This is a genomic window from Caproiciproducens galactitolivorans (assembly GCF_026672255.1).
Classification (GTDB): Bacteria; Bacillota; Clostridia; order Oscillospirales; family Acutalibacteraceae; genus Caproiciproducens; species Caproiciproducens galactitolivorans_A.
The window spans coordinates 172,363-187,372 of the sequence record NZ_JAPOHA010000006.1; the positions used below are offsets into that span (position 1 = coordinate 172,363).

Here is a 15,010-nt window from a genome sequence, read left to right on the forward strand (position 1 = left end):
TACCATATTTTACCAGAAAAAGAAATAATTTATTCTATGGAAATAAATTTTATGACCAAAAAAACGTTTTCAAAACTTTAAAAACTATGTAACTCCGCCCCCAGCTCCGTGCTTTTTGCAAAAGAAAGGATGCTTTGGTGACAGGTAAATAAAACCACCTGGGAAACGGCATTCTGCTTTGAATATTCTGCAAGAAAACGCAGCCCGTCTTTGGCCCGGCTGTCATCATACTGCAAAAAAACATCATCGAGAAACAGGGGCAGTTTCTCCCCATTCTGCGACAGCAGCTCCGCTACGGCCAGCCGAAGTGCCAAATACGCCTGATCGACTGTGCCGCTGCTCAGGTATTGCCATTCATGGGAAACCGCGCTCTGTTCATCCTGCACATGAATATCAAAATTTCTGGAAATGATGACGTTACTATATTTTCCGCAGGTAAGTTTATGAAAAATCGCGGCGGTTTTCTCATTCAGAAGGGGACCGAAGCTTTGCCGGATTTCATTAAACGCCTCCGTCATCGTTTTCTGAGCGATATCGAAGCAAGTAAATGCATCTTCGTTTTCAGAAATTTCCTCTTTTAACCGTTCCACTTCATTTTCCAGTTCGCTTACGCTTTTCTTTCCTGCAAACCGGTTTTTAATCTCCGAGCTTAAGCGGACAACCTCTTCGGATGCTTTTTGGAACAGTTCCAGCGTTCCGCGGCTTCTTTGTTTCAGATTTTCGGCCTCATAATCGTCAAGCTTTTCCGGCAGGTTCCCGTTATTCCGGCTGAGAATCCCGCCGCGGATTTCTTCCGATTCCCGCTGAAGCTGCTCCGGCGTCCTGCCCTGCATTTCCTCGTTCAAATAATCCAACCGGCTGCCGGCTTTCATCCGGGCGGTATGAATCGCCTGCCGTTCCTCTTTGAATCGGCGCAGGGTATTCACCGCTTCTTCAAAAGTGGAAACAGGAATATAGTTTCCGACATAGGCAATCAGGTTTCGGATGCCTTTCTGAAGATTTTCCTTTGCCTGCGCCGCATCCGCTTTGGCATTCGTCAGGCTTTCTATTTTCGCCGTTCTTTTTGCCAACCGGCTTTTTTGCTCAATCTGCCTGTTTTGCAGCTCCTCCAAGGTTTTGCAGCCCATTCTTTCGAGCTGGGACTGTATCTGCCCGGCAAGTGCCCTCTCATAGGCGGATTTGGTTGCAAGCTGCTCCCGAAGGCTTTGCAGATCGAGCGGAACTTCCTCCTCTTTCGGAAGTCCGGCCTGCTTTTCCTTTACACGGTTCGTAAGCTCCGAAAGGCTTTCAACGCATAGCCGCAGTTTGATTTCAAGCTCATTTCTTTTCTGCTCCGCCAGTGATAACGCATCCAGAGCCGTCTGGAGCGCGCGTTCCGCTTCTTCCGCATTCTTCTGCATCTGCCGGGTTTGCTCCTGTAATTCCCGCAGTTTGTTTTCCGCGTCGTTCACCGCCCGCGTGGCGGCGTCCGTCTCCAGAGACGCCGCGCGGCGCGCTTCTTCAAGGCCGACTTTCGCGCGCGCCGTTTCCGCCTCATCAATCACCGTGGTGGCAACTTCTTTTTCCTGTTTTCCGCTAAAAGCCGGAATCAGCAAAACGGCCGCAATTCCCGCGCCCGCATAACAAGCGGGATGAACAAATACACCCAGTAAAACGGAGAAAAGAAAGAGGACAGCCGCAGCGGCAACCAAGGGCATATTCCCTTTCCGTCCGGCATTCTGCTTCACAAGCACCTGTTTCGGCGTACCGGCCTGTTTCAGCCGGTCTTCCGCCGTTTCCACTCTTTGGCCGCAAAGCTGCTGCACGGATTTTAGGTTATGCAGAGCAACCTGATATTGGGTATTCGCGTTTTCCTGTTCCTGTTTAAAGGAATTCCAGTTTTGCTTACTCTTTTCCGATTTCTCTTTCAGCCGGTCCGCAGTGTCCCGCATTCTTTCGTATTCTGCGGCGGCGCTTTTCAGAGAAGATTCCAGCCTTTGATTTTCCTCTTTCTGAGTCGTAAACCGCTTGATTTCCTGTTCATATTCGGAGCGCAGCTTTTCCGACTGCGAACGATTCTGCACAGTTTCCTTCAGCGCAGCGATCGTCTTTTGCAGCGAAGCCTGTTCCTTCCCCTGTTCGATAATTTGGTCGAACAATTCCGGCGGAATTTCTGCATCCGGCTCCTGTATGGAAGCTTCCTCGCTTTCGAGTGCCTGAACATTCCTGCTTCTTTCCGTAAAAACTTCATTCAGGGATTTGATGCGGGCAATCTGCTCTTCCCCGCCGCTGAGAAAAGCATCCGGAGCAAACGGGGAATCTCCTTTTGCCAGCTGCTTTTCCCGCTGATCGCAATCCAGCAGTTCCTTGTCTATCTCCTGCTTTTTCAACAGCAGTTTTTCAAAGTTTTGAAGCTGCTGCAGCTTCTCCTGAAGGTCAACCTGTGATTTATACTGCTGATATTCCTGTTCCAGCGCTTCCTTTTTTTCCGCCAACTGTGCGCGGCGGGATTCCATCTGCTTTTTCTCTTCTTCCTCCCGCAAAGCCTGTGCGCGCTGCTCCGCAAGGGAATCCAGAAGCTGGTACTGTTTGTCCAAAATACCGATTTTCCCGCTTTTGGATTTCAACTGCTCCTTCGCGGTTTGCAGGCGGGTGTCCACCTTTTTCTGGGAAACGCTTTCATCCCCGGTGGAAACAAGATTTAACAGCTTCTGTGTGATCTCGTCGTCTTTATCCGCGCCGGCCATGCTTCCGGCCTGTCCGATAAAAACACTCTTTTCAAACGCCGTGTCCCCCATGCCTAAAAACCTTTGTCCAAGGTCGGCACCGCTTGCGATTTTTTCCTTTTCCCCGGTCGCCTGATTCCAGAGACTGATTTTATCCGTGGCATTGGACGCGCCGAAAAGTCTTTCCGCGCGGTAGACCGTTCCGCCGCATTCAAATTCAATGGAACCGGACATCTTTGAACCGTCCCACGGCATGTATTTTTTCCGGATATTTTTGGTCAAATCGGAACTTTTTCCCGCGGAACCGTAAAACATCATTTTGATAAACGCCATGATGGTGCTTTTTCCATCCTCGTTATTCCCATAAAGGACCTGAAAACCGTCCGTAAATTCCAGATCAAAATCGTTCAGCTTCCCGAAATGGTCGATGTGAATCCGTTTAATTTTCATTCAGCGTCACCTCGCTGTCAAATGCTTTTAAGCCGATATAAAGAGCCCGCCGGTACTGGGACTCCTGTTCTTCCGCCTTGCATCCGTCAATTTTATCCAGCATTTTCCGCACAAAAATCCCTTTGAGCGAATTTTCCTTTGCGAATTCGCTTAAATCGGCCTGCACATGCGTTTCGTCTTTTATTTTAATATAATAGAATTCATCCGCGAGCCGGACGGCAATTGCCGCGCAGTCCGGCGTATAGGAAGCGTCCAGCGCCCCTTCCAATCGCACTTTATACAGATTTTCGGCACAGCAGTCGCCGTATCTCTGCTTCAGAGTGTGCAGCACGATGGCGGCCGCTTCCTGATTGGTTGCCGCTCCGCTGATGTCCACAGGCACTTCCAGGTTCATTCGCTTACAAACAGGACGGAAGGCAAGATCCGTCCCGCCCTTATAGACGGTGCCGATATAAACGCCCTTTTCGTCCAGTTCATCGAAACCCCTTCCCTCCGGACATCCGCAGTAGGCGTAAGCGGTCGCGCCGCTTTTCAGAATTTCGGTGCGCTTATGGATATGGCCGAGAGCGAGGTAGTCAAAGCCGCTGAAACGGATTTGCACGGGTGAAATCGGATTATAGTTGCTCGTCTGGTTTTCCGCAGTCAAATCGCCGTGCATCACACAAATTTGAATGGTGTTGTCCTGGGAAATACTTGGTTCCTGCAACAGCGTTTCCGTTACATAAGTGCCTGTAAACGCCGCTCCCCATACGCAAACGCCCTTTTCCGGCAGTTCAAAGGAGGTTAAGCCCGACTGAAAAATATGTACGTTCACCGGCCAGCCTTCCTCGGAATAAGGGGAATCGGCCGAAATATAGTCATGATTTCCCGGAGCAATGGCAACGGCCGTATCGGGAATTTCCGAAAGGGACTTTTGAACGGAATGAACCAACCCAATATCCACACCGGAGCTTTCGAATAAGTCCCCGGCTATTAAAAGCAGCTCCACTTTCTCTTCTCTGCAAAGAGAAACGATGCGGTCAAAGGTCATCAGCATCTCTTCACGGCGCTGCCTTGCGGCATTTCCCAGCGACGAAAGTTCCGCTCCCAAATGCAAATCGGCGCAATGAAGTATTTTTATTTGATTCATATATTCACCATTCCCGTCCAACTATTATTTCTATTATATCAACACATGCAAAGTAAATCAATTGAAAGAACATTGGGTTCTTCCCCGACGAATTGAATTTCGAATTAAACCATGTTAAAATAAAAGAATCAGGGAAATAGGGGATTAAAAATGAAAAAAAAGATGCTGTTTCTTATTAACCCACATGCCGGCAAATCGGAAATCCGAAACTGCCTGCTGGACATTATTGATTTATTTACAAAACATGATTTTTCTGTCACCACCCGAACAACGCAGCCTTCCGGGAAAAATGTTAAAGAAGGCGATGACCGGTATGATTTGATCGTATGCTGCGGCGGGGACGGTACTCTGAATGAATCCGTAAACGGTTTAATGGAATTAAAATCCCGCCCGCTTTTCGGGTATATTCCAACCGGTACGGTAAATGATTTTGCCACGAGCCTCGGCCTTTCCCGAAATCCGCTGGAAGCCGCTGAAGCGATTGCCAAGGGCTCCGCCTTTGCCTGTGACGTCGGTTTATTTAATGAGAAGTACTTTACCTATATCGCGGCCTTCGGTGCTTTCACAGAAGTTTCGTATCAAACACCGCAGCAGGCAAAAAATATCTTCGGGCGAACCGCGTATATTTTGGAAGGGATTAAGCAGCTCCCGAATATAAAATCCTATCATGTTTCCTTCGAGTATTCCGGAGGTAAAATAGAGGATGACTTTATATTCGGTATGATTACGAATTCTTCCTCGGTCGGCGGGTTTCAGGTGAACAATAAAACGGATATTTTTATGGATGACGGCCTGTTTGAAGTAACCCTGGTCAAAGGTGCGAAAAACCTGACCGAACGCCGGATGATTATCAATTCCCTCCTTCTTCAGGAGGCGGACAGCAATTTTATTTATACCTTTAAAACATCCGAACTGCACATTGTATCCGAAAGCGATATCCCATGGACGCTCGACGGTGAATTCGGCGGGGCACCGCGTGAGGTAAACATAACCAATCAAAACCGCGCGCTGAAAATTATAACGGTTCCGGACAAATAAAAAAGAACCGCCTGAATTTTTATTCAAGCGGCCTTTTTTATGGATTATCGGATTTCAATTCTGCGGCTTTCCGGTACGGTTCCTTCCACCTTTGGTAAATTCAGTGACAGGATTCCACTGGTGTAATCCGCCGTAATTTCGTTGCTCTTGATATCGGAAATATCAAAGCTGCGGGCAAACGAACCGTATCTGCGCTCTCTGCGTACGAAATTATCCTTTTTCTCTTCGGTATCGTCGCTGTGCTGCGCGCTGATGGTCAAATAGCTTCCCTCGATATCAATCTTAATATCTTCTTTCTGGAACCCCGGCAGCTCTGCTTTGAGCACATATTTGTCTCCCTCGTCAATCACATCGGTCCGGAATGTTGAAAAACTCTGCGCCATATCGCCAAAGAAGTTTTTCTCCATGTTGTCAAAGTAATTGAACAAGTTGTTTTCCCTGCGTCCAAACGGCATTAAATCAAACATAATCAAAACCTCCAAAAATCATATTTGTTATCCGGAAGCTTTGCTTCCCTTTAACAATTCTTACTATATCTTATGATTTTGAAAATTTATTATATAATTTATGACTAATTTATTAATTTTAGCACTCTATACTTGAGAGTGCTAAAATTATCGAATAAAAACCTCTGTTTGCGGATTTACTCCGGAAACAGAGGCTTTCTGCTTTACCGTTTACTTGGTTTGCGACTTGATCTTTCGCCTTGTAATCAGGAAGACAAGCGCGGCCGTAACCGCAGCAGCTACAATGATCCAAAGATAAGACGCGTTTTCACCGGTTTTTGGCGGATGAGAAAGCGGAATTTCGTCATCGCCAACCGTCTCCGTCTGCGCCGATGAAGGGGAAGAAGAATCCGGACCCGTCCGGGGGGTGGAATCCGGGTTGATGCTTTCGTTTTCCGATACAACGGTGGGTTCCGTCCCGCCGCCTCCGTAATCGTGACCGCCGCCGCCTCCTCCGCCGCCTGGAGCTTTGCTGCTGACGGACGGAACATCAAACTGAATGTTCCATGCGATTTTCGCAAAGACATTCTGGAATTGATTCTCCATGGTCGGGGGAACGGTTAATACTGCGGAAAGAACGCCGGAAGTTGAATTTTCGTAAACATATCCAAGTGCAATCGGATTAGTAACGATGTCCTTCGTACCCGTTTTTCCGGATGCAGGACCTTCATACAAGGTTTGTTCCGCCGCATTATCGTCCATCTTAAAGGTAATCTTTAAGATCAAAGTGTCAAGGAGCTTTTGCGATAGAACCGGATTGGAATTTTCCGCAGTCGGTTGTGCGCGGAAGTAAACCTGAAGCTTTTGGCCGCTGTTGTTTTGAATGAGAATATCCTGTCTGTCGGTTGTTTGGCCCGGCATTAGGCCGGTAAACGTATCTAAAACAGTAGGGGTTACGGAAACACTCGTATTGTTTCCGCTGTAAACCACCTTAAAAGGCGGATTCGCAGCCGCGGCAAAAGCATTGAACGAGCTGCAGACCACAAGAGCCGCAACTGCTATTGAGATGAGTGCAATCCGATTTCGTTTTACTATGTGATTGCTTTTCATTGCATCATTCCCTCTTTAACATGGCAGCCGGTTTCTCCGCTTTTCCACGTTGCATATTTTATGGATTACACAGAATCTTTGGCAGGAGCGGACGTTACCGGGATATCGGAGCTGTCCGTGTACTTCCAGCCGTCTATAACCGATCCTGTTGTATGCGGGGCAAAGTTATCCGCCTGAATGGCTTCGGCGGTAATGCCGATGGTAAATGTCTTACCGGCCATTTCGTTGCCCCATCTTTCCGGAACTGCGAACTGTGTGAACAGGTTTACGGAAGTAGTCCCTTTTTCCGTCTTTTTCGGCAGCAGCCTTTGATAATAGTAGTAGCCGTCGTCCGGATTCAGAATCCATGCAGGCTTTGCCGGATCGTTCTCAAGGTACTGCTTATCAATATTGAGTCCGCTCAGCAGCTGCCTGGTTTGCTCATCCGTTAAAGCGACGTTGTTTTCCGACCCCTTGCCTATGTTGATTTTGCAGCGGATATAGGCGTCATGATCACCGATATTCGTAACCGTGGGATCTTTTGCAATAACATCTTTCGGCATCACGTTATCGAATGTTAATCCGGATTCCACAGGACTTCCATTCTTCGTTTCCGTCAATTGAATACGCACATCGCCCATGGTTACAATGTTGGTTGCGGTGCCTTTATCGGTAAAATAAGCAAGTGTCGATCCGACGGCCAGTGCTCCTGCGACAATGATCGAAGTCGCTGTCAGGGCTATTTTTTTGTTCATTTTCGTCCCTCCCGGGGAGTGCGGAGCAGATACCCGCGCCGCTCAAAAAATCCGCCGTACTTAAATGCCGTATGCATCATGGAATGCTGTTTTTGCAGTTTTCAGGTCGGCAACATTTGCGCGCTGAACCATGTAGCCTGTCGCTTTAATGTTGAAGTTCTTCATGAGTTTCGTAGTATCGGCAGCCTGATTGCTCTGGCCGATTGCATCCTGGTCAATGGTAACGTTGCTGAATAACGGAGTTGTTTTCTGGGATGCTGCAAGAGGAACCTTGTAATAGAAAATGGTGTTGTCGGCATTTGCTTCCCAGTCCGTTGTATTAAAGGCAAGTGATGCAAATTTGTCAATTGCGGCATAGGAATTCGCGTCGCCGGTGTATTCCAGCTTAATAGCCACCCATGCTGTGGAAGATTTCTGGTCGTCCGGCTTATTCGGTGTTGTGTCCGGTGCTGTTGTGTTTAAAACCGCCGGATCCTTGTCAATTACCGTGCCTGCCGTAAAATTATTCGCCATTGTGGAGCCCATGACATGGCCGTCGGGAATTGCCTTCGGATCGATTGTGAAATTCGCGTGATCGAAAAGAGGTTCCTTTAATTCGCCTGTAAGGCCGTTCGAGCCGCCGCCTACGGTGAAAACGTTGTTTGCCTCATTGGTTTTCGCTGTCATTAAAGCCATGGTTCCGCCTACGGCCACCGCCGCTGTGAGTGCAAGGGATGTTAAACCGATTACAAGTTTCTTCTGCATTTCATAATCCTCCTAAGAATTATAATTTTATTTGAGCTGAATCCTCAGCGGATAAACGTAATTACGGGCGCCAAGTACCGTTGCTGTAAAGCAAGCCCCACGCTTCCTTTGAAGCGCCGCCCACCGTTTGAATCGAATCGGCGATTACCTGAATTTCCACCTTTTTTCCGGAAGGGATTCCGCCTTTAATTTCAGCGGATTTGATTAAAGCCTTTGTCGTATCCCCCGGCTGCAGGGCGCCTTTATAGTAATAATAATCGCCGTGCTGCTCCCAGTTTGTGAAATTTAAATCCGGATACTCCACTGTTACCGGTTCGCCTGTTCCATTCCCGTTTGCATCCCTTACAATCGGCACCAGCCTTACGCGGACGTAAACCGGAATGGCATTCGGGGTGGTTTGCTTATCGTTTGTAACGTAAACTTCTTTGGCGATTCTGTTGTTTTGGTCCAGAGTATAATTTCCGTCCCCGGGTTCGCTGATTTCAATGTTCGCGCTGCCCTTCGTAAGTACATTGGTTTTTGAATTCGTTTTTGCCATCATGTATGCTGTTGTTCCGCTTACAGCGACAACAGCAAGGACAATCAGCAAAGTGGAAAGGAAATGCGCTTTTGCGGTCAGCTTCTTGATGCCGATTTTCATATTTAACCCTCCTTGGACTGACTGTCAGCTTCGGGATCGCTTTTTTTACGGCCAACCTGCATCAACAGTCCGGGCAGGAATGCTATAATCATCAAACAGACCAGAACGGTTCCTACAATGATCAGGCCTCTTTTTGTATTTACAAACGAGGTGAAATATCCCATTCCCGGGATGGAAAACTGTGGTTTTCCGATGAACCGGGAGTAGGGCGTCGGCCCTCCGTCCACATCTTTATTGGCGTCGCCTTTTGTGTAAAACAATTGCTTTTCCTGGTCAATTTTTACGACCCGATGCGTAACAATCGTCGTACCGTCGCTCAGATAAAAGGTAATCGGATCGTTGACTTTCACCGTTTTCGGATCGGCTTTGCTTACATAAATGACACTGCCGACATGATACGTGGGTTCCATACTGCCGCTGAGTACCTCAAACGGCTGCCAGCCGATAATTCTGGGGCCTGCAATAATGACGGCCGCGGCCAATACGATAATCAGGGCAATGGTAGAAAAAACTTTATCCACTATTTTTGTTGCTTTTTTCACTTTATCCTCCGCAATCGTTTTCTTGGTTTTCCCTTCCGGAACTTATCCGGCGGGATGAACCGTATTCACCTTTACGGTCGTATCGCCGAGCCATTTGCCATTTGTCAGATGATTGAGGAAAGCGATCGTCGCCTGTTTTTCCGGAACGCCGTACGAATTGGGAGCGGCGCCGAAATACGCTTTTTGTGCTGAAGGCCCCGGCGTTTCTTCCCGGCCGATATACAGCATCCCCTTATTCTTTTGGCTGTCCGTATCGTTGTTTTGAACGGAATCCAGTGTATACCGCCACGCGTCTCCGGTTTCTTCCGTCACCTTATAGAAACCTTTTTTCAAACCGGTCATGGTTTTGTTTGCGGTAAGGGTATTGTCGGAAAGGGTAACCACTTCGTAGAAGGTCTCCGCCGCTTTCGGATCGTCCGGCTGATTTCGGCGCTCTACGCGGAACACAAAGCTCTGCTTCGCTTTCACGCCGGCCGGTGCGGGATATTTGTCATTGACCGTTTTGGTAATTTGCAGCTGCCCTTTCACCACATTGACGGTATAGATTCCGTTGGGCGCTGTTTTATTAATCGGATTCATCGTATTCAGCGTGCTGCCGGCAGCACGGCCGTTTGGATGGGCCGGATCCGTACAGTTTGGTTTGGAAGCCGCGCCGCTGCTTGACGGGCTAAAGGTTACGGCCAGCATATAGGCAGCGCTGTCATCGGGCGTGATGGCCGAAGGGAAAGCCGGGGAATCGGAGGCAGCGCCGAGGGATTCCTTCTGAACCCATGCATTGTTTTCCCATGCCGCCTTATACCACTGGTAACGGAAAGTGCCTGTTTCCTCCTGGCCGCAGAAGGGATCTTTCCCCGCTATTTTGTAAGAATCGATTTGGGCGTCCGGTACCGTTTCACCGCGGAAAAGAATCTTGTCGTCATTTCCCGCATAAAAGATCGGTTTCACATTGACCGTCGGCGATTCCTTTCCGAAAAGCTTGAAATCATCCTCAATTTTTATCTTTGATTCGGAAGCGATATTGGTCGGAATATCGTTTCCGCCTATAAACTCATCTTTTGCCTGAATTTGAATCGATTTCTGCCAGCCGGGAGCCGTCATTTTGTTATCTGCCCACGTGCCGACGCCGATGGAAGCACCGCTCCATGTAATCCGCCAGCAATCCTGATCGTCATCATACGAAGCCTGTGCGCCGTTCACCGCATGTGTTCCCGTTCTGGAAAGCACGTTCCCGTTCGCGTCGCACAAATCAAACCGCGGATCGAGCACATCGGTAATCACTGCATTGGAAATGCTTCCCACTTCCTGCGATATAATGGTGAAAATATCATTCAGAGCAGCGGTATTACTCGCCGCATAGTAGAGTTTTTCCGTTTCGGAGCCTTCTTTATAGGAAGCGATCCGGCTCATACATTCATCATCCAGCTCCTTCCTGCCCCCGGTTACCCCGGAAAACACGCCAACGGTGTAAACCGTTGCTCCGCAGCCGGAGCCGCTGGCCACAAAATTACTATGGCAAGCATTGAAAAACACCTGGCTGGTTACTTCCCGGCCCTTTTCTCCTTTTAGGATTTCGGCCTGGTCAATCGTAGCCGCCGCCGTTATATATCCCTTATAGTTGTCAAATCCGTTGGGTCCCGGCTCACCGTCGGTAAACAGGATAACCATCCGCTTGTTGTCCGCCGCATCCTCGTCGGTATCAAAAATATTTCTCGCTTCCTCCAAACCCTCATTGGAATAGGTGGAGCCAACGGCATTGAGACTGTCGATCGCGGCTCCGATTTTATCCGAATCGGTATCGGAAACGGAAACCAAACCCTGGGTAAGGTTTTTTGTATCGTTCTGGTTCGCGTAGGAAACCACCGCAATACGGCTGTCCGCCGACTTCTTTTTCACATTGCCGACAAAGGTATTTGCCGCTGATTTCAAAGCTTCCATTCTTGTCTGCGATTCCTGATTATAAAACTGGTAGTTATTGTTCTTTCCGTCTCCGTCGACGGTCGGCGTTACCATTACATTGTTGTTCGTGTCATCATAATACCAGCCGTCCCGGTCATGGTACCGGTTGTAGCCATTATAAAGATACCAACCTTTTTTGTAATATTTCACGAGCTGATACGGGCCGTCGTCAGCCGTTGCCGTGCTCCGGTAAATAAAATAGGACTCAGACGGATCGGGATTGTTTTCCGGAGAATACATATGGTACCGCATACTGCCGGAGCAGTCCAAAACCATAACGATATCACAGGGTTCGCACTCTGTTTCCTCTGTTTCAGACTGTGCCGTGGCGGTCAGATCAATCTGATATTTCCGCGTATCCCAATCCTTTAGCTTGGAAGTTTTCGTCGCCGTCAGTCCCGCCGTTGCCGGAACCTTATCAATTTTAACCCGAGGCTCCGGGAATTGATACTTCAGTTCCCCATCGGAGTACACGCCGGAAAATTCCGCCTGATTGGTCGGGATATAGTCCTTTCCGCCGGTTGAATTCTTTGCGCGCACCTGGAAGGTTTTCGAGAAAAGATGGTCGTTGTCAATGGTCAAACCGGACCAGGAAACGTACTCCCCGTGCTCATCCTTATGAGCGGTCGCGCCTTTGGGGAGTGTGCTTAAAACCAACGAAAAACGGCTGTCGATATAATCCCGAACCTGTACGCCGGCAAGCCCGCCGACTGTTTCCTGCACTTTGTCAAACGCGTCTCCGATCGTTCCCGCGCTGCCAACCGGATAATACAGTTTCTCATCTGTATTTTCATCGTAGGAGGCAACGTTGTTCATAAACTCCGTTACCTGCTCCAATGCGGTGCCGGTAAGGTCCCCGAATACGCCGATGGAATACACAACTGCGTCAAATTCGCTTCTGAGGTTATCCGCCTGTTGTTCTGCCTCTCTCGCCGCTGCCGGATCAAATCCGTTGCCGTAGTTCGGTTGGCCGTCGGTGAAAAACACCACAATTTTTCTGCGGTTTTCCTCCTGCGAAACTTTTTCCCAGCTTGATTGCTCCCTCAGCAAATCCTGTGCCCTCACAAGAGCGTCATTTGCCATGGTTGCGCCGCCGAGCCGCATGGTATCGATTCCTTTTTGCATTGCCTGCAAAGATTTTTCATTTCCGGCCCGAAGCAAATGCATGCCCTGCCGCTCCGCGGTAAACGCAGTGTCGCTTCCGAAATCAATTATCCCGATGCGGCTGTCCGGTGAAGATTCGGCAACCTGTTCCGCGAAAATCTTTGCCGCCGATTTTAAAGAACCTATTTTCGAAGTGGCGTCATAAAATTGTGGCCTGTTAAGAGAACTTACGCTATACCATGGGCCATAAGCAAAATAAACCCATTCTTTTGCGCTGAAATCGTATTTCGTAAGATAATAATCACGTCCACGGCTTTCTTTTACGTAATATGTTTTATTTTTGTCCAAAGCACTGCTGGAAGTGCCAATCAATGTCAGCTTACCGGCATCCATTGGATCCGCCATGCTGCCGGAACGGTCAAGCACTAAAACAATATCGCAGGGAATCTTTTCCGAGATAATCTGTTTTTTCGCTTCGACCCCTAAGTGAATATCAAAGACGCGGTCTGTTCCGCTGTCCACTGTTTTATGCATCGTAACCTGTTCCGGTTTACCGGTGTCATAAACAATCGGCGCCGGATGGCCGGAATCGTATCCGGAATCTACTGTGGCGCAATACGCATTTAATCCCCCCGTAGTGTAAAGACAGCTTACAACGACTGCAAATGCCAGAATCAATGAGGTTGTGCGAAGCTGTACTTTTTTTAATGCGTTCATATAGCCACCGCTCCTTTTTCTCTAATAAGATAAGGAATATTATCCCATATAAATTGTCTATAACTGTAAAATCATTTCCAATAAAGATTATATTCTGTCTTAGTCACACCCCAGTCACAAACTTTAGCAAACTAAAATTTCTTATATAAATTTTTCACTTTTATTCGCGGAATTGGTTTATAAAAGATTTCATGCGCGCTTTGGACAAAGAACTGGCCGTCCCATACGCAACATACGGGACGGCCTAACGTAAAAAACGCCCGGCATAAGCCGAGCGCTTTTGTATAATAAAACTCTTTTCTATATATATGTAATGAAAATACACCGTTCTTCGTCAGCAATCCGCAATATAGTAATAAGGTATATAGAATTTGTATTACTTTTTGATAACCCGCTTGACGATTGCAATTTCTTCACTGCTTGGAATAACCAGCTTATAAAACGCTGTCTTCGTAAATTTGCAGAAAATCACAATGGAGGTGATTCCCTGCGCGGTCAGTGAAATAGAAGTCGATAATGCCGCACCGTCAATGCCCATGCTGGGAATCAGCAGAAAGCTGAGGATGATGTTGAACACCACGCCGATGGCGGTCGAGATGATATTCAGCTCCGGTTTGCCGTAGGCCGCGATGGAATTTGCCAGAACCTTCGCATAGGTAATGAAAATGGAACCTACAATCAGGATGCGCAGCGCGGGAACAGCCGCAACATATTTCGGAAATACGATCGGTACAAAAACCTGCGCAACCCAAGTCAATAAAAACGCACAGACGAAAGTAATATACGTTACGATTTTACAGGACATCAGCGTCAGTTTAACCTTATCCTCCTGCACCTTCATTCCGGCGATTCGGGACATAATGACCATGCTGACGGCATTCGGCAGAAGCCAGACCTGCTCCATCAAGGTGGACGCGAAGGAATAAACGCCGAGCGCGGCGACTTTGAAATAGCCTTTTACGATAAAATTCGCGGCATAGGTATTTAAATAGGTCAGAATATTGGAAACATGAGACTTTAAGCTGTATTTAACAATGGAACCGGCGCTTACAACAATATCGTCTTCCTCCGCAATCTCCTGTTCCGGACTGCGGCGCAGTACCGAAATACACATGAAAATCATTACGACCATAATCAGGATACTGGAAAGAATAATCACCATCGGTGTTTTCCAGAAGAATACGCTGAACGCGAAAAGGGTCGTCAGAATCCGCTGGATCAGCGTAATGATATTGTACGCGCTGAATTTGTTTTCTCCGCGCAGGATACAGGTGTACACCGTGGACAAAAAGGAAAAGATGCCGTAAACGACGGCAAGCACACTGTACAGGAACGGGGTATCCGCAAAATAACTGTTCCGAAGAATAAACACACTCGCAAATCCCACAACGGCAATCAGCACGATAATCCAGATGCAGATGGTAGTGAGCGCTTTTTTTACGTTTTTCAGGCCGTAGCGCGAGGTGTAATAAATCACCGCCGAGCTGACGCTCATGGACAGAAACGTAACCAGAAGCGTACCGACATACTGCAATTGCGTAATATATCCTTTGGAAGCCGGGTCCAGAACGCCGGTGATCACCAGCGCGGAGATAAATCCCATTCCCGCTCCGAACAAGGTGGTACCGAAGGTACTCAGCGCATCACGCACAATTGAACTTCTGATTTTGGGTTCTTTTTTATCTTTCATCAGCA

At 48.0% G+C, this 15,010-nt stretch carries 11 protein-coding genes; 1 reads left to right on the forward strand and 10 read right to left on the reverse strand.

Annotated features, from left to right (window positions below):
* Window positions 1–77: 77 nt before the first annotated feature.
* Window positions 78–3,155 (reverse strand): AAA family ATPase, encoded by a 3,078-nt coding sequence (locus OUY18_RS07625; protein ID WP_268058167.1) that lies wholly within the window; start codon window positions 3,153–3,155, stop codon window positions 78–80.
* The gene (locus OUY18_RS07630; RefSeq protein ID WP_268058168.1) at window positions 3,145–4,284 is read right to left on the reverse strand and encodes a metallophosphoesterase family protein; all 1,140 of its coding nucleotides are present in this window, start codon (window positions 4,282–4,284) and stop codon (window positions 3,145–3,147) included. The genes OUY18_RS07625 and OUY18_RS07630 overlap by 11 nt, the downstream gene beginning before the upstream one ends.
* Before the next feature lie 150 nt (window positions 4,285–4,434).
* Between OUY18_RS07630 and OUY18_RS07635 the strand changes: the two genes are divergently transcribed.
* The gene (locus OUY18_RS07635) at window positions 4,435–5,322 is read left to right on the forward strand and encodes a diacylglycerol/lipid kinase family protein (RefSeq protein WP_268058169.1); all 888 of its coding nucleotides are present in this window, start codon (window positions 4,435–4,437) and stop codon (window positions 5,320–5,322) included.
* A 44-nt stretch (window positions 5,323–5,366) separates the two neighbouring features.
* Here the strand turns inward: OUY18_RS07635 and OUY18_RS07640 are convergent, their stop codons facing one another.
* From OUY18_RS07640 to OUY18_RS07675, 8 genes are all read right to left on the reverse strand, one after another.
* Complete coding sequence (locus OUY18_RS07640) at window positions 5,367–5,789, reverse strand: Hsp20/alpha crystallin family protein (RefSeq protein ID WP_268058170.1); 423 nt, start codon at window positions 5,787–5,789, stop codon at window positions 5,367–5,369.
* 210 nt (window positions 5,790–5,999) lie between these two features.
* Window positions 6,000–6,878 (reverse strand): LPXTG cell wall anchor domain-containing protein, encoded by an 879-nt coding sequence (locus tag OUY18_RS07645; RefSeq protein WP_268058171.1) that lies wholly within the window; start codon window positions 6,876–6,878, stop codon window positions 6,000–6,002.
* 65 nt (window positions 6,879–6,943) lie between these two features.
* Window positions 6,944–7,612, reverse strand: a complete 669-nt coding sequence (locus OUY18_RS07650; protein WP_268058172.1) for a TasA family protein — start codon at window positions 7,610–7,612, stop codon at window positions 6,944–6,946.
* A 60-nt stretch (window positions 7,613–7,672) separates the two neighbouring features.
* Window positions 7,673–8,356 carry a hypothetical protein gene (locus tag OUY18_RS07655; protein ID WP_268058173.1) on the reverse strand — a complete coding sequence of 228 codons (684 nt, stop codon included), beginning with the start codon at window positions 8,354–8,356 and terminating at the stop codon, window positions 7,673–7,675.
* Window positions 8,357–8,417: 61 nt separating this feature from the next.
* Window positions 8,418–8,996, reverse strand: coding sequence for a hypothetical protein (locus tag OUY18_RS07660; protein WP_268058174.1), 579 nt, complete (start codon window positions 8,994–8,996; stop codon window positions 8,418–8,420).
* 2 nt (window positions 8,997–8,998) lie between these two features.
* Window positions 8,999–9,538: a signal peptidase I gene (locus OUY18_RS07665; RefSeq protein ID WP_268058175.1), complete on the reverse strand. Its 540-nt coding sequence runs from the start codon at window positions 9,536–9,538 to the stop codon at window positions 8,999–9,001.
* Between the two features lie 42 nt (window positions 9,539–9,580).
* A complete protein-coding gene (locus tag OUY18_RS07670; RefSeq protein ID WP_268058176.1) occupies window positions 9,581–13,315 on the reverse strand; it encodes a vWA domain-containing protein in 3,735 nt (1,244 codons plus the stop codon).
* Window positions 13,316–13,691: 376 nt separating this feature from the next.
* On the reverse strand, window positions 13,692–15,005 hold the full coding sequence (locus tag OUY18_RS07675) for a polysaccharide biosynthesis C-terminal domain-containing protein (RefSeq protein ID WP_268058177.1): 1,314 nt from the start codon (window positions 15,003–15,005) through the stop codon (window positions 13,692–13,694).
* Window positions 15,006–15,010 lie beyond the last annotated feature (5 nt).